General features: G+C 71.3%; 12 protein-coding genes and 2 pseudogenes. 9 read left to right on the plus strand and 5 right to left on the minus strand.

All coding sequences use genetic code 11. From position 1 onward, the window contains the following. Positions 1-340: 340 nt before the first annotated feature. Positions 341-2,008, plus strand: coding sequence for a beta-1,3-glucanase family protein (locus tag CW362_RS01030; protein ID WP_103547313.1), 1,668 nt, complete (start codon positions 341-343; stop codon positions 2,006-2,008). 199 nt (positions 2,009-2,207) lie between these two features. Here the strand turns inward: CW362_RS01030 and CW362_RS01035 are convergent, their stop codons facing one another. Continuing rightward, complete coding sequence (locus CW362_RS01035; RefSeq protein ID WP_240657593.1) at positions 2,208-2,516, minus strand: hypothetical protein; 309 nt, start codon at positions 2,514-2,516, stop codon at positions 2,208-2,210. Between the two features lie 248 nt (positions 2,517-2,764). Here CW362_RS01035 and CW362_RS01040 point away from each other — a divergent pair, with 248 nt between their 5' ends. From CW362_RS01040 to CW362_RS01050, 3 genes are all read left to right on the plus strand, one after another. Next, on the plus strand, positions 2,765-4,519 hold the full coding sequence (locus CW362_RS01040; protein WP_103547315.1) for a hypothetical protein: 1,755 nt from the start codon (positions 2,765-2,767) through the stop codon (positions 4,517-4,519). Positions 4,520-4,633: 114 nt separating this feature from the next. Then, on the plus strand, positions 4,634-7,081 hold the full coding sequence (locus tag CW362_RS45430) for an ABC transporter substrate-binding protein (RefSeq protein WP_162683927.1): 2,448 nt from the start codon (positions 4,634-4,636) through the stop codon (positions 7,079-7,081). 36 nt (positions 7,082-7,117) lie between these two features. Continuing rightward, entirely contained in the window at positions 7,118-7,759 is a 642-nt protein-coding gene (locus CW362_RS01050) for a nucleotidyltransferase domain-containing protein (RefSeq protein ID WP_103547317.1), read from the plus strand. 94 nt (positions 7,760-7,853) lie between these two features. Here the strand turns inward: CW362_RS01050 and CW362_RS44290 are convergent. Further along, positions 7,854-8,175, minus strand: a pseudogene (locus CW362_RS44290) (NAD(P)-binding domain-containing protein); the annotation flags it as partial. Between the two features lie 65 nt (positions 8,176-8,240). On the opposite strand from CW362_RS44290, the gene CW362_RS01060 reads away from it, so the two are divergent. The 3 genes from CW362_RS01060 (at position 8,241) to CW362_RS43165 (ending at position 9,062) form a co-directional block, all read left to right on the plus strand. Next, positions 8,241-8,474: a hypothetical protein gene (locus CW362_RS01060; protein ID WP_103547318.1), complete on the plus strand. Its 234-nt coding sequence runs from the start codon at positions 8,241-8,243 to the stop codon at positions 8,472-8,474. A gap of 114 nt (positions 8,475-8,588) precedes the next feature. After that, positions 8,589-8,756, plus strand: a complete 168-nt coding sequence (locus CW362_RS43160) for a hypothetical protein (protein WP_162683928.1) — start codon at positions 8,589-8,591, stop codon at positions 8,754-8,756. Between the two features lie 96 nt (positions 8,757-8,852). Further along, positions 8,853-9,062: a TetR/AcrR family transcriptional regulator gene (locus CW362_RS43165; RefSeq protein ID WP_240657600.1), complete on the plus strand. Its 210-nt coding sequence runs from the start codon at positions 8,853-8,855 to the stop codon at positions 9,060-9,062. Between the two features lie 34 nt (positions 9,063-9,096). On the opposite strand, the gene CW362_RS01065 is transcribed toward CW362_RS43165, so the two are convergent. Then, positions 9,097-9,690 (minus strand): sugar O-acetyltransferase, encoded by a 594-nt coding sequence (locus CW362_RS01065; RefSeq protein WP_240657594.1) that lies wholly within the window; start codon positions 9,688-9,690, stop codon positions 9,097-9,099. Positions 9,691-10,163: 473 nt separating this feature from the next. On the opposite strand from CW362_RS01065, the gene CW362_RS01070 reads away from it, so the two are divergent. Next, on the plus strand, positions 10,164-11,087 hold the full coding sequence (locus CW362_RS01070) for an immunity 49 family protein (protein ID WP_240657595.1): 924 nt from the start codon (positions 10,164-10,166) through the stop codon (positions 11,085-11,087). Between the two features lie 80 nt (positions 11,088-11,167). Beyond that, positions 11,168-11,254: pseudogene (locus CW362_RS43975) on the plus strand (IS5/IS1182 family transposase); the annotation flags it as partial. 313 nt (positions 11,255-11,567) lie between these two features. Here CW362_RS43975 and CW362_RS01080 read toward each other — a convergent pair. After that, the gene (locus CW362_RS01080) at positions 11,568-12,770 is read right to left on the minus strand and encodes an MFS transporter (RefSeq protein WP_103547320.1); all 1,203 of its coding nucleotides are present in this window, start codon (positions 12,768-12,770) and stop codon (positions 11,568-11,570) included. 190 nt (positions 12,771-12,960) lie between these two features. Further along, positions 12,961-15,567, minus strand: a complete 2,607-nt coding sequence (locus CW362_RS01085) for a PA14 domain-containing protein (RefSeq protein WP_103547321.1) — start codon at positions 15,565-15,567, stop codon at positions 12,961-12,963. Positions 15,568-15,678: the final 111 nt, after the last annotated feature.

Consider the following 15,678-nt stretch of genomic DNA (forward strand, 5'->3'; position numbering starts at 1 on the left):
TCCCGCGAGGAGGCGAAGCGGCCGCCCCTCCTCCTCGGATCCCCTTCCCGTTCCCCGGATCCCCTCCTCGCCTCCGGACGGAGGGGTCCGTGCGGCCCGCACTCCGAGTCGCCATGTCCGGGCGCGGCGGACCGTGGTCCGCCGCGCCCGGACGGTGTGGACCTCGGGCACGGGAGCCCCCGGCGAGGAGCGGGCGCCGTTACACGGAGGTAATCGTTCCGCAACCTTGACTACATTGGTCCGGTCCAATAGCGTCGCCCCCGCACAGAACCCCACATGAACCAACTCCCCCCAACCGTCATCTTGTTGACGGTCTGTCACCCCCTCCGGGAGGGCCCCCGTGGTTTCCCGACGTTCTTTCCTCGCCAGAGCCGCCGCCGTCACCGGCACGGCCGCGCTCAGCCCGTTCTCACCGGTCTCGCCGCTCACGTCCACCGCGGCGGCAGCGGGAGTCTCGCTCCCCGTGAAACTGGCGAACAACTCCGGCCAGGACACCGTCTACGCCTACATATCCGGCACCGACAGCAGCGGCTGGCCGGTCTTCGTCTCGGCGAACGGCGCCCTGAACCGGCTGCCCAGCCCGTCGTCCCCGGTGACCCCCATCGCCGACTACTCCATCGCGCTGGGCGCCTCCGGTTCGGCCGCCAGGACCGTCACGCTGACCGACTACATCATCGGCGGCCGTGTCTGGTTCTCGGTCGGCAAGAAACTCCAGTTCTTCGTCAACCCGGGCTCACCGCCCGGAGTGGTGCAGCCCGCCCTGGTGAGCTCCGACCCCAACTGGGCCACCAACTGGACGTTCTGCGAGTTCACCTTCAACAGCGCCAACCTGTACGCCAACATCTCCTACGTGGACATGGTGGCGCTGCCGATCTCGATGTCCAGCACCGGCAGCGGCGGCAACCAGTCCGTCAGTCCGCTGCCCTCCGGCGCCCTCGCCTCCATCGCCTCCGGCCTCCAGGCCCAGCACGCCTCCGACGGGGCGCCCTGGGACAGACTGGTGGTCACCGACTCCTCCGGCGGGGTGCTGCGCGTCATGGCCCCCGCGCACTCGCCGGTGGGCTTCGGCGGCTACTGGGACGACTACCTGAACCGGGTCTGGAGCCACTACACCTCCACCTCGCTGACCATCAACGGCCAAGGCAGCATCGGTTCCTACACCGGCAGGGTCTCCGGCGACGCCATCGTCTTCTCGGGGCTCAACACCAACGGCGTGCCGTTCACCAAGCCGAGCGCCGTCGACATCTTCGGCTGCGCGTCCGGTCCCCTCTACAACTCCGGCGGGGACGCCCGCGGGGCGATCGCCGCCCGGCTCGCCGCCGCGATCAACCGCAGCTCGCTCCTGGTCTCCGGCGGGAACAACAACCCCGACGGCGTGACGCCCTCGCAGTACTACACGGACCCGATCACCAACCACTACGCGCGACTGGTCCACAAGTACGCCAGCATCGGCTACGCCTTCCCCTACGACGACGTCGGCCCCACCGGCTCGGCCCCCGTCGACGGGCACATCCAGGACGGGGCGCCCACCTCGTGGAGCATCACCCTGGGCGCCGGAGGCACCGGCGGAGGATCAGGGGGCGGCTCGGGAACGGTCAGCGCCTACAGCACCATCCAGGCCGAGTCCTACTCGGCGCAGAGCGGGACCACCACGGAGAGCTGCTCCGACACCGGCGGCGGCAGCGACGTGGGCTACATCGCGAGCGGCGACTGGCTGAAGTTCTCCTCCGTCGACTTCGGTTCGGCCTCCCCGACCCAGTTCAAGGCCCGGCTGGCGTCGGGCGCGGCCGCCGGTGTCAGCGGTGCCGTACAGGTGCGGCTCGACAGCACCACCGGCACGAAGATCGCCGAGATCAACTTCGCCAACAGCGGCGGCTGGCAGACCTGGCAGACCGTTCCCGCGAACATCGTCGCCTCCGCCACCGGAGTCCACGACGTCTACCTGGTCTTCTCGTCGGGCAGCGGCGCGGACTTCACCAACGTCAACTGGTTCACCTTCACCAGCTGACCTCCGGCTCCGCCGCAGCGGACGCCACGGCACGGTGCTTCCCGGCGGACGGGTGCACGACCGCGGCGACGGTCCCGGACCGCGCCCCGGCCCGCGCACGGCTCGTCGACAGCGGTGCGGTCGCCCCACCAGGGCGGTCGCACCGCTGTCGGGCCCGCAGGCCTTCAGTCCGTCCCGGGGAGCCGGGCGCCCGCGTGCCTCACTCTGCCGAGGCCCTGTCGACGGGCTCGACCGCGTCGGCGGTGGCGACGGTGGCGGCTGCTTCGTCCTGTGCCATGCCAAGGAAGCGCTGGACCGTCTGGGCCGGCATGTCGAGCCCCTCGGACGCCGCCTGCAGACCGCCGAACACCTGCACCGCCTCTGCGACGGCCATGGCCAGTTCGACCTCCGCCTTGCGGACCTTGTTCTCGGCCTTGTCCACGGTGTCGACCACCGCCAGCTGACGGCGCTGCTTCTCCTGGAGTCGCTGCTTGCGCGAAAGGGCCTTGTCGGAGTTCTGCACAGACATGACCAAGATCATAATCAGTTGGGTGCGCACCGTAAAATCGGCAACCCGTCCGCGTCGCGGGCACGTTCACGGCTTGCGGGCCACTCCCCCGTAGAAGCCCGCCTGGGCATCGGTGATGTCGGCCGATGACGGAGAAGAGGCCGGGCACGATCCTTCGGCGTCGTGGGACCCGCGACCGGCCGGTAGGGTGTGCGACTCGGCGAAGATCAACCACGCGCGGTCGAGGGGCCGTTGGGGAGGGAGGGGTCGTGGGCGATCTGCCCGGCGTGTTCGCGCTGCCCCGGATGCTGCGCCACTTCGGGGCCACCGGCGAGCACATGCCGCCGGACGGCGCGGTGGAGGTGGACGCGCCGGACTCCGCCCTGCGGACCGCGCTCTCCGCGGCCCGGTCAGGAGACTGGGAGCCGGTTGCGGAACTGATGGCACGGACGCGCACCGCCCGGGACTGGGACCGGCGCAACCGGTACGGCGCCGGGCTGGCCGAACTCGCCCTGCACCACACCGGATGGCTCGACGGCTGGCACCGGAAGCGGCCCGGCGACCCCGATCTCGCTCTGGTCGCGGCCCAACTGGAGATCAGCCGCGCCTGGGAGATACGCACCGCCGCGCGCGCCCGTCATGTGTCGCGGGAACAGTTCCAGGCGTTCCACACACTCCTGCGCGACGCCGAACCGGTCCTGCGGACGGCCGCCGACCTCAACCCCGGCGACCCCGTGCCCTGGCGGATCCTCATCGCCCACGCCATGGGGCTCGGTGCCCCCCGCCCCGTGTTCGAGGAGTACCTGGCACGGGGGCGCGAGGCCGACCCGCACCATCTGGGGCTGCACGCGAGCGCGGTGCAGTACCTGGCTCAGAAGTGGTACGGCTCCCACGCGGAGATGTTCGAGTTCGCCGAGTCGGCCGCCACGGCGGCCCCCGAGGGTTCACCGCTGCGCGGTCTGCCCCTGCACGCGGTCACCGAGTACGCGGTGGAACACGAGGCGGGCAGCAAGCGGGGCCCGGTGGACTGGTCCCGGATCGAGGGTCATGTCGAGGCGGGTCTGAACCTGTCCGCCGGGTACGGGCCGGGCGACCGGCGGGCGTCCGACCTCCGCAACCATCTCGCGCTCGGTCTGATCCGCTCCAAGCGCGAGGCGGAGGCCCTGGAGGTCTTCCGCCTCATCGGCACCGACGCGCGCACCTTCCCCTGGGCGTACCTGGGTGACCCCAGGGAGATCTTCCTCCTGATGCGCCGGGGAGTCCGTGTGCATGTCGCCCGCCGGACGCCGTACTTCAACGGCTCCGTACCGGCACCGGCTTCCGGTGGCGCGACGGACGCGACGGCCTCGGCGGTCCCGGCGGTCCCGGCGGAAGGAACGGTCCGGCCCGCCGCCATGGCCGTCGCGCTCGCCGGTGCGCCGCTGCGCGACGTCCGCGAAGCGGTCCTGATCACCGGAACGACCATGCGCCTGGCTCCGGCGCGCCGCGGCGGCACGTTCGTCGAGATCGCGCCCTCGGCGGATCCGCCGGGCCGCCGCAAGGGCGTACGCGAGACCCTCCTCGTCGAGGGCGGACTGCCCTCGGTGGCGCGCACGTTCAGCCGGGGTGCGAAGTGGCCGGTGCTGGTGGCGGTCAAGGAGGGCGCGGACTACACGCTCCACCTGTACCGCGACGGCCGCCCGGTGACCGTCCACGCCTGGTGGGCCGACCCGGCCGAGATGCCGACCCAGGAGGAGGCGGCGGAGCGGGCGACCGCGCTGGCCGCGGCCTACGGGATACCGGACCCCCGCCCCCTCACCGCGATCCTGCGGGGCACCGGTGATCCGCGGCAGCACCTCGACGAGGCGTTCGCGGCGCTCGGACTGCCCGCGCCTCCGGCCGGCTTCGGGCACCGTCCCGAGCCACTGGCCGGGGAGCCGGGCGCGCAGCTGGTCGAGCGGAGGTCCTTCTTCCGAGCGATCAAGGAGACGCTCGCCTCCGAAGGCGATCAGGCGTCGGGAGGAGAGCTGCCCCCGCTGTCCTGACCTCCGCGGACCGGTTCGGCTCCTGGTGCCCAGCTCATCCCACGCTCACCTCAGAGGCATGATCAAGCCATTCTTCCCTCACCTGAATGGCTCAACGGGATCTAGAGTGTGCGCGTGACCGAGCAGAACTCCGAACTCATCGCCGGCCGGTACCGACTGGTCGAACGCATCGGCCAGGGCGGTATGGGCCGGGTCTGGCGCGGCCTGGACCAGCAGCTCTTCGGACGCGAGGTCGCCGTCAAGGAAATCCTCTTCCCGCCGGGGATGGAAGAGGACGACCGCGCCACGCTGCTCCGGCGTTTCACCGCTGAGGCTCAGGCGGCAGTCATTCTCAGCCACCCCGGGATCATCACCATCCATGACATCGTGGAGCACAACGGCGCCCCCATGATCGTCATGGAACTCGTCCGCGGGCAGTCCCTGGCGGCCGTCGTCCGCCAGGAGGGCCGCCTGCCGGCGCGGCGAGTGGCGGAGATCGGCGCCGCCGTGCTCGACGCGCTCGCCGAGGCGCACGAGGCGCGGATCGTCCATCGCGACATCAAGCCGGACAACGTGCTCCTGTCCAAGGATCGGGTCGTCCTCACCGACTTCGGCATCGCGCACCTCGCGGACGCCACGACCAAGCTGAGCCACAGCGGGATCGTCATCGGCACGCCGCAGTACATGTCCCCGGAGCAGTTGGAGGGCAAGCGCCCGACCCCCGCCAACGACCTGTGGGCGCTCGGCGCCACGCTGTACCACGCCGTCGAGGGGCAGCCGCCCTTCGCCGCGGAAGGGCTCCACGCCCTGGCCGTGGCCGTCTTCACCCGCCCGTACCGGCCGCCGGTCCACGCCGGACCGCTCGCGCCCGTACTGGAAGCGCTGCTCACGAAGGACCCGGAGCAGCGGGTGAGCACGGCCGAGGCCGCCGCGATGCTGGCGGCGGCGCTGCGCTCCCTCCCGGCCCGGGAGGAGGCGGCCGCCGAACAGGAGCCGGAGCCGGTGCCCGAGGGCGGTCCCTCACCGGACGCCGCGACGGAGCGGGCCCCGCTCCCCGCACCCCCCAAGCCTTCCAAGCCCCCCAAGCCCTCCGAGCCGCGTGAGCCGCATGGGCAACGTGAGCCGCATGTGCCGCACGATCCCACGCTCCTGGACTCCGGGGCGCCCCCGGCCGACACTCCCCGGCCCGTACCGGAACGACCGGCCGACCCGCCGCGGGTCCCCGCACCCGTGCCCCCGGCCGAGGACCCGGTCTCTCCGGGGACGACGGAGAAGGCGAAGACGGGCGAGCAGGATCCGGTACGGAAGCGTGCCCTCACCCGGCGTTCCGTGGTCCTGGGCACGGCACTGGCCACGCTCGCGGCCGGCTCCGTCCTGACCTGGACCCTCTCGGGCGAGAACGGGACACCCGACGGAGACACCGGCGGCAAAGCGTCCGGCGGCGGCGCCGCGACTCCCGCCACCACGGTGGTGATCGGGGTGGACGCACCGCTCACCGGCGTCGTGTCCTCGACAGGCGTGGGCATCCGGAACTCCGCCGACCTGGCGGTCAGGACCGCGAACGAGAAGAAGTACGTCCCCGGCGTGAAGTTCGAGATCAAGGCCCTGGACGACGCCTACGACCCCGCCAAGGGCAAGCAGAACGCCGCTCGTTTCGTGTCCGACGCGAAGGTGCTGGGCGTCGTCGGACCGCTGGACTCCAGCACGGCCCAGACCATGGTGCCCACTCTGGCCGGGGCGAACCTGGTCAACGTCTCGGCGGGCAACACCAATCCCGAGCTGACGCTGGGCCCCGACTGGGTCATGGGCACCAAGTCCCGTCCGTACGACACGTACTTCCGCACCATGGCCTTGGACCCGGACCAGGGGCCGTTCGCCGCCCGCTACCTCTACACCGAGGCCGGGAAGAAAAAGGTGTACGTCATCCGCAACCGGGACGCCTTGGGCACCGTCTCCACCTCCGGCTTCACGGCCGAGTTCGAGAAGCGCGGCGGGACCGTGGTCGGCACGAAGCGGGTCACTTTCGAGCAGAGCGATTTCTCCGACCTCGCCGAGGAGGTCCGGGCCTCGGACGCCGACGCCGTCTACTACAGCGGCTACGCCACGGTCGCCGGGCGGATCTCCAAGCAGCTCAAGCAGGCCGGGGTCACCATCCCCGTGATGGGCGACAACAGCCTCCTCGCCGCGCAGTTCCTCAAGACCAGCCCGAAGGCCGACGGCGACCTCGCCGTCGACATCGGCATGCCCGCCGAGAACCAGGCGGGCGGGGCGGACTTCCTCGCCCGGTACCGCAAGGCCGGTTACGAGGACAAGGACGCGGGCTACTGGTACGGACCGTACGCCTACGACGCGACCTGGAGCCTCATCGAGGCCGTGAAGTCCCTCGTGAAGGCCAACGGCGGCACCCTCCCCCCGGACGCCCGCGCGAAAATGTCACAGGCGATGTCCCGGCTGGACTTCGAGGGGGTCACCGGCCGCGTCGCCTTCGACGAGTACGGCGACACCCGCACCCGGCGTCTGACGGTGTGCGTGGTGGAAGGGGGCCGATGGACCACCGTGACCAGCGGCACCGCACATTCCTGACGCCCGCCGACCGGCCCGGGACAGTAGGTTGTTCCGATGACGGATTCCGTACCGCCCGGCGGCACCGTGCTCGAACCGGAAGAACTGGACGCCCGGTGGGCGGACGCCTGGCGGCCGGAACAGGTCATGGAGCGGTTGGACGGGGTCGGTACGCCCTGGTGCGTCGTGGCGGGGTGGGCACTGGACCTGTTCCGCGGAGAGCAGTCGCGGTCGCACGGTGACCTGGAGATCGCCGTGCCCGCGGCGGGTTTCGCGGAGGTCCGGGACCGCTTTCCCGAGTACGCGTTCGACGCGGTGGGCCGGGGACGGGTCTGGGTGGATGCCGGAGCCGAGGAGCTCGGGGCCACGCACCAGACCTGGCTGCGGGATCCGGTGAGCGGCCGGTTCCTGTTCGACGTCTTCCGCGAGCCGCACGAGGGCGGGACGTGGATCTGCCGGCGGGACGAGACCCTGCGGCTGCCGTACGACGCCATCGTCGAGCGGACCGCGGACGGCATCCCGTACCTGATGCCGGAACTGGTGCTGCTGTTCAAGGCGAAAGCCGCCCGGCCCAAGGACCATGCCGACTTCGACGGGATCCTGCCACTGCTGGACAAGGACCGGCGCGACGTTCTCAGCGGATGGCTGGCCCGTGCGCATCCCGGACATCCGTGGCTGGCGGAACTGGCACGGCGGTGAGGGGCTGGTGGTGAGGCCTCGGCGCCCGGAAGCTCACCGAGCCTTCGTCGGACCTCCGGGAACGCCTGCCGGAAAGTCCCCGTCCCGCCTCCGCCTATTGCCGGACGGGGCCGGTCGCGTACGCCAGCGGAGGTGCGATCGCCCTGCGCGTCCGCTCCCTCGCCGACCCACAGGGCGATGGACAGCGCGGCCGTCGCCTCCAGCAGTCCCGCCCGCTCGAGACCACCGCCCGCCACGGGTTCACAGCCCACGTCCCGCACCAGCTCGCGCACGCGCGCGAGAACCTTCCCGTCGTCCCCGCAGACCGGCACGGCCAACGGCCGCCCGTCGAAGACGGGCGGACGCATGCGCCACACGTCCTCGTGGCAGAGGTCGAAGGCCTTGACCACGTGGGCTCCGGGTGCCGCCGCGGCCAGGCCGTGTCCCCTTGGTGGCGTTTACCGGACACGGTGGCGTGACCTGCCGTGCAAAGCTGTGAGCCATGGTGCCTTCGACAGTCCGAGGACTTGCTCTGCCTGCGCAACTGACGTCCCTCATCGATCGCGGCCTCTGGCGTCACCCGGGCGACGCCATACTGGCGAAGGTCATCCCATGGTTCGAAGATCCGCTTGCGTTCGTGCGTGACCCGGAGCAGATGACATTCGCGTCCCAAACCATGGACATGCTCGCCGACGATCCGCACTCCTGCAAGGCAGTTGGCCGTAGCGGCATGTGAGGGATGCGTTCTGGCCCCTGCCGTCACGGGCTCGCTCGTCGTACCGTTCCGTGAACTGGCTGCCGAAAGGCTGTACTGCAATGCCTGGACCATCACGGGTGACGACCATTCGGCATGGCGGCATTCCGAGCCGACCACCCGGACAACCAGACGATCGAGTCCGGGTTTCGGGCGCTGGGCATCCCGGTCCCAGACGTGATCCGAGCGCTGAACGCCCGTGAAGCCGCACTCGCCGACGACGGATCCGCGGCGGGCCGACGGACGCCCGCGGGCTACGCCTGAGCCGGGCGTACCTGGGGCTGTGGGAGGCCGGAGGGGACCGGGCCGACGCTGCGGGCGCTGGCCCGCGGGGCCGTAGGGTCGCGCCACGCCACCCGTCTGCCGCTGGAGTTCATCGCCGGCACCGACCGCGGCAGTGGCCCTGCGCATCCCGCCCTCGTCATGGCCGCCGGGCGGCTGCTGGGCATCGCCGTCGCCCGCTGCGTCCTGGCCGTCGAACCGCTCGTCACGATGCCACTGGAGGAGCCGGCCCGCTCCCTCGCCCCTTCCGTACAGGTCCAGTCGGAGCGCCTGGACGAACCTGCCTGACGCCCCGGCTCCGTCCGGTCGGCGCTGTCGGCGGTCAGGCGTCGTGGACCGAGCGGACCACGCGGGCCGGGTTGCCGACCGCGACGACGTCGGCGGGGAGGTCCCTGGTGACGACCGCGCCCGCGCCGATCACCGAGTTGTCGCCGATGCTCACGCCGGGGCAGATCACCGCCATGCCGCCGATCCATACGTTGTCGCCGATGGTGATCGGCCGGGCGGCCTCCCACTTGGCGCGGCGCGGCTCAGGGGCGACGGGGTGGGTCGGGGTCAGCAGCTGCACGTTCGGCCCGATCAGCACGTCGCGGCCGATGCGGATCGGCGCGACGTCCAGGGCGGTGAGCCCGAAGTTGACGAACGTCCCCTCGCCGACGTGCAGGTGGCTGCCGTAGTCGACGTACAGCGGCGGCCGGATCTCCACGTCCGCGCCGACCGAGCCGAGCAGCCGCTCCAGCAGCTCGCGGCGGCGGGCCGGGTCGGCGGGGTCGCTGTCGTTGAAATCCTTGGCCAGCACCGCCGCGGCGCGCATCTCGGCCTCCAGCTCCGCATCCGCGCCCCGGTACAGGTCGCCCGCGAGCATCCGCTCCCGCATCGAGCGCGCATCACCGTCAACAGGGTCAAAAGCAGCCATGGGTGCGATCGTACGCACCGGCGCCCCAGGTCTCTTGCCGGTGCGCGCCCGGCCGCGCCACCGGCCGTCGTCGCGGTGGCCGCCTGCAAGCCGGACGCTCATGTTGCCCTCGAAAGCCCGCAGCGGGCCGGCCACGGCATGCCCGGCACCGCGCGCGACGTCCTCGACGAGCGGGTCCGCGCCCTGAAGGCCGTGCGCACCGTGCGGTCCGAGGACTGCGTGCGCGGCCAATACACCGGCTGCCTCGACGTCGACGGCGTGTTCGAACGAACCTCTTGCCCTGTAGGCATCCGGCAAACTTCTGACAGTCCCGGCTTTCCGCTCGTCGGCCCGCCGCCCTCCTGGCAGCGGGCCGCCCCGTGCGGTGACGTCATCTCTCATCAAGTCCATTGGCGTCGACGGTCCGGGCGAGGTGGAGGATCCAACGCTTTGAGGGGACTGCGTTGTCGGTGGGTACTGCCAGGATGGCCGGCATGATGATCAAAGAAGTAGCGCGTCACACCGTCGTGGAAGAGCGGATCGAGCAGGCCCTTGAGGACATGGGGTCCCGGGCCTTGGGCCGGTGGCACGACATGCGCTACGGCGGCATGCCGCTGCGGCGAGGGCTCAGGGAACTCGGTGAGGAACTGGCCGACCACGTCGCCGCGCGCACCGTGTCCGACCCGGACCTGCGTACGCCCGACTCGCGCACCGCCCTGGCCACAGGAGCGGAGTGCGCCCTGGGTGTGCTGAGCCTCGCGTGTTTCCCCGACGGGGACTTCTCGGTTCCTCTCCCGCTCGTGACGAAGACCCTCGGCAGCGAGGAGCTTCACTATGAGGAGGAGTGGGAGCCGGCCCACCCGGCGACCTCGGCACGGACGTGGACCGACGCGTTCGCGTGGGCCGTGATCAGCGGCCTGATATGGGACCGGGACAAGGTGATCGGCCCCCTGCTGCGCGAGGACTATGCGCCCGCCATCCGTGACGGCGTTCCGTACTCGAAGCGGGAGTCGGTGTCGGACCCGGCCGATCTCGCCGAGATGGACGCCCTGTGCGGCTACCTCAACGTCGTCCAGGGACGCTATCCCGGCGCGCTCCCGGGGCCGGTGCCGCTGGGCAAACCGGATGCTGCCGAGCGGGCACACGCGGCCGGACGACTCGATGCGGCCGGGACACTGACGGGAGACCAGCGGCTGCTGCGCGTTCTCCTCGACGACGACCAGGCCGCGTTCGAACGGGCCCTCGAGGAACGACTCGTGGCACACCGCGAGAGCGTCGGCGCCGACCCGGCCGCCCGGAGCCTGCTTCCGGTGGAGGCCGTCACGCTGGCCGCCCTCGCTCGCCTTGCGCACGGATGGCAATTGGGCATCCGGTCCGCCTATCTGCCCGAAGCGCTGGTGGGTGTCCCACAGCAGTAGGCGGACGGCGCCGCGATGACGACCCTGATGATCGGTGCCAAGACCGTGTCCTACGGGGTGAGACGGTCGTCGGTTCGGCCATGGGGCGGGGTGCGTGGAGTTGGATCGTTCCGGACGGGCTGCGGGAGGTCGCCAAGCCGCTGATCCCGCCGTCGAGCGTGCGACCGCTGTGGTGCCGTCGCCGACCGGACCGCGAAGGAGCGGGGCGGAGGTCTGGTCGGTGCGGTGTCCGGCGGCACCAAAAACCCCTTCCTCCAACGCTCGCTCCGGCTGCGGACCCGCTGTGCGGGGCGGATTCTGCGGGCCCATGGCGAGGAACACGCCGACGCCCCCGCCGCCTTCGTCGACGCCCGGCCGCGCGGGCGTCGCGCTTCCCCGACGACGGCCGTGTCCGCCCGGCCGCCGGCCTGGATGAAGTCCGCCGAGCGTCGTGACGAGGTGCCGGCCGGTCCGGCGACCCTCCGCGTCTCCGAGGGCGAGTCAGGCGTCGCGACCGGACCCGACCGAAGCCGGCCGACGGAGCAGGTAGACGCCCGCGACCGAGACCAGGACGGCCATGCAGGCGATGAACACGAGTCCGGCGCCCTCCAGGCCGATCGGGCCCACCAGCACGCCGACCCCGATCACCGGCACCGAGATGCCCGCGTAGGCGACCACGAACAGGGTGGAGATCACCGCCGCGCGCTGGTGCTCGGGCGAGGCCGCGGCCACGGTGCTCAGGGCGGCGCGGAACGCCAGGCCCTGACCGCCTCCGCCGACGATCGCGCTCAGCACCACCAGGACCAGGAGGTCCCATCGCAGCGCGCCCGCGAGCAGGGCGAGGCCGGCGAGGAGCGCGGCGCAGCCGAGCGGCAGGGACCGTTCCGCCCCGACGCGGCCGACGGCGAGCTGCCCGGCGGTCGAGGCGAAGAAGGCGAGGGCGACGACGAGGCCGCTCACCGCGTGGTCGGTCACCCCCAGGGACTCGGCGAGGAAGGCGGGGCTGACGGAGGTGAACACGCCGAACAGGGCGAACCCCACGAACGCCGCGATCGCGGGTGAGGTGAACACCGGCCGTACCTGTGCGGGCAGGCCGGGCCGTTGCGGCCGTACGGTGCTCAGCGGCCGGCGTTCGCGCACGGTCTCCGGGAGCCGCAGCAGCACGACGGCCGAGAGGGCCACCAGGGCGAGGTGGACGGCGAACGGCAGGTACAGCGGCCAGGGGGCGTACTGCGCGAGGAGGCCCGCGATGAGCGGACCGCAGCCGAGTCCGCCCATGTTGGCGGCCGTCGCGACGAAGGTGGCCCGGGCGGCGCCGCCCGGCGGTGCCAGCTCCATCACGTAGGCGGTGGCGGCCCCGGTGAACAGGCCCGCGGACAGGCCCGACATCAGCCGTCCCGCGTACAGCCAGCCGAGGCCGGTGGCGCACAGGAAGCAGACGGCGCTCGCCGCCGCGAAGCCGAGGCCCCACAGGAGCACCGGCCGTCGGCCCACCGAGTCGGAGGCGTTGCCCGCGAGCAGCAGCACGCCCATGACCCCGAAGGCGTACACGGCGTACACGACGGTGACGGTCAACTCGGAGAATCCGAACTTCTCCCGGTAGAGACCGTACAGCGGGGTCGGCAGTGTGGTGCCGGCCATGCAGACGGCGAACACCGCCCCGCTGAGCAGACACCGGCTCCATCCTCGGCGATCACCGTCCATGCAGCCGACAGTAACGTCGTGGGCCGCCGCGGTCCGGCCCGACGTGCCGCCGTACGGAGCCGTGAACCACGAGAGCGGGCGCGGTCCGCCCTCCCTTCTCGGGGAGGGCGGACCGCGCCGACGGCCCGTCAGGGGACCGGGACGAGGCGCACCCGGTGGTGCGGGGAGGCGTGTGCCGGGTGCCCCGCCGTCAGGAGCAGCCGGCCGGTGCCGCCTGCGACGCGTCGTGGATCAGCGCCTCGTGGGCGGCCTTCAGCCGGGCCACGTCGGGCTTGACCACCGAGCGGTCGTAGGTGATCAGACCGTTCAGTTCTCCCTCCACGTCCGAGATCTGGGTGTAGACGGCGCCGTTGCCGCCCTTGCAGGCGAGTTTGTGCACCTCGGCGAGCCGGGCGAGGTAGTCGTCGGTGTACGCCGAGGGGTCGACGTCCACGTAGGACTGCTGGACGGACCAGGCGTGTCCGGGCACCGCGAGTCCGAGGCCGCCGTACTCGCCGCTGACCAGGGCCCGTTTCCCGTCCGGGTTCGGCGGCAGCGCGGGGCTCGGGTAGCCGTGCTCGTCGATGATGTCGCCGGTGCCGCCGTCCACGCCGAGGTTGATGCCCGACATGGAGTTGATCAGACGCGTCGGGTCCCAGGACTTGGCCTGGTCGGCGATCCGTGCCTCGTCGTACTGGCCCCAGCCCTCGTTGAAGGTCACCCACATGACGACCGACGGGCTGCTGATGTGCTCGTCGATCATCTGCTTCATCTCGCGCTCGTACTCGGCGCGGGACGCGGCGCTGGGGTTGACCCCGGCGGTCATGGCGGGCATGTCCTGCCAGACCATCAGGCCGAGGCGGTCGGCCCAGTAGAACCAGCGGTCGGGCTCCACCTTGATGTGTTTGCGGACCGCGTTGAAGCCCATCTGCTTGTGCATCCTCAGGTCGTACGCGAGGGCTTCGTCCGTGGGCGCGGTGTGGAGGCCGTCGGGCCAGAAGCCCTGGTCGAGGGTGGCCATCATGAAGACGGGCTCGCCGTTGAGGACGGTGCGCGGGGTGCCGTTCACCTGTTGCACGGCGATGGAGCGCATACCGAAGTAGCTGCCGACGCGGTCGGCGCCGACGCTGACCTTCAGGTCGTAGAGGAAGGGGTCGTCGGGTGACCACAGGTGCGGGTCAGTGATCTTCAGGACGAGCGGGTGTCCGGTGCGGCCCTTGACGGTGGCGACCTTACGGTGTCCGGCGTACGCGGTGGCGGTGACCGGCACTCCGTTCCGGATGCCCTTCGGCTCGACGGTGAGCCGGCCGTTCTCGACGTCGGGCGTCAGCTTGAGCGAGTCGACGTGGGCGGCGGCGACCGGCTCCATCCACACCGTCTGCCAGATCCCGGAGGACGGGGTGTACCAGATGCCGCTGGGGTCGAGGCGCTGCTTGCCGACGGGCGGGTTCTCGCCGTTCTGCGCGTCGGTCGGGTCGTAGACGCCGACGATCAGTTCCTGGGTGCGGTGTCCGGGCTTCAGCGCGGCGGTGATGTCGGCGCTGAACTTGTCGTAGCCGCCCTGGTGTTCGGCGACCTGGGTACCGTTGACGTAGACCTCGGCCCGCCAGTCGACGGCGCCGAAGTTGAGCTGGAGGCGTTTGCCCGAGCCGACCTTCCAGTCGGCGGGAACGGTGAAGGTGCGCCGGTACCACATGCGGTCCTCGTGCCGCTCGATGCCGGAGAGCTGGGACTCCACCGGGTAGGGCACACGGATCTTCTCGGCGAGCCTCTTGCCGACCGGGGGCTGTTCGCCCGCCTTGGCCGCGGCGAACTGCCAGGAGCCGTTCAGGCTCTGCCACGTGGACCGGGTGAGCTGGGGCCGGGGGTACTCGGTGCGGGCCTTGCCGGCCTCCACCTCGTCGGCCCACTTCGTCCGCAGCTCGTGGGTGGAGCGGTTGGGGCCGCTGCTCCAGAAGGCGCTGACAACGTTGCCGTTCGTGCCGGAGAGGCCGCCCTTGCCGTCGTAGCGCAGGTCTGCGGTGCCTCGGGCGGTGCCGGCCTTGTTGCCGACGACGGGTTCCTTCAGGCCCACGATGAGGGACTTGGGGTCGGCGGGGTCCAGCTTCGCCGTGGACAGCGGCCACTTGGCGCCGCCGATGACGGCTTCGACGTGGTCGGTGAGACCGGCGGGAGGCGCGGTGAGCGGCTGGGCGAAGTCGAGGCGCAGGCTGCGGCCGTCGCCCTGGACCGTGGTGGCGATCGCACCGTCGTAGGCGTAGCCCTCGGGCAGCCGGAGCGCCGACTGCGGGACGGCCGTCCTGGTGCCGCCGGGCGGGGTCCAGCGCAGATGGAGGTTGGAGCCGCCGAAGTGCTCGAAGTACTCGACCTTGATGTCGTAGGCCTGTCCGGCGGTCAGGTCGATGGGCTGGGCGGTCTGTTCGCGGTCCCAGTCGTCGACCCAGTGGTCGATGGCGAGGCGTCCGTCGATCCACAGCCTGAAGCCGTTGTCCCCGATGATCGAGAACGTGTGCGGGCCGGTCTTCTCGGGGACGATCCGGCCGGTCCAGCGGACGTTGACGTCGTCCGACCGTCCGGTGGCGAAGGAGAGCCGGGGCTCCAGGTTGTCGAAATCGAGGTTGGTGTCCAATCCGGTGGCCTTGAGCTCGTGGAAGTCGAAGGCGCCGGGGGCGGACTGGGTGTAGTACTCGCCCTTCAGGCCGTGGACTTCGACGGGGTCGTCGGCGGCCGTGGCGGCGGGGGTCGCGGTGAGTCCCGCGAGACCGAGTACCGCGACGAACAGGAGTGCCATGTGGGTTCGGAGTCTGCTTTTGCGCACGGATCCTCCTTGGCTGAGGAAGGGTGGCGGCTCGTTGCTTCAGTCTGTACAACGTTGGAAGTAGCGGGAGTGGGCATCACAGCACGGGTCCCGGCCCCTGTCCAGGGTCAT

Origin of the sequence: Streptomyces populi, from assembly GCF_002911015.1 — a bacterium.
GTDB lineage: Bacteria > Actinomycetota > Actinomycetes > Streptomycetales > Streptomycetaceae > Streptomyces > Streptomyces populi.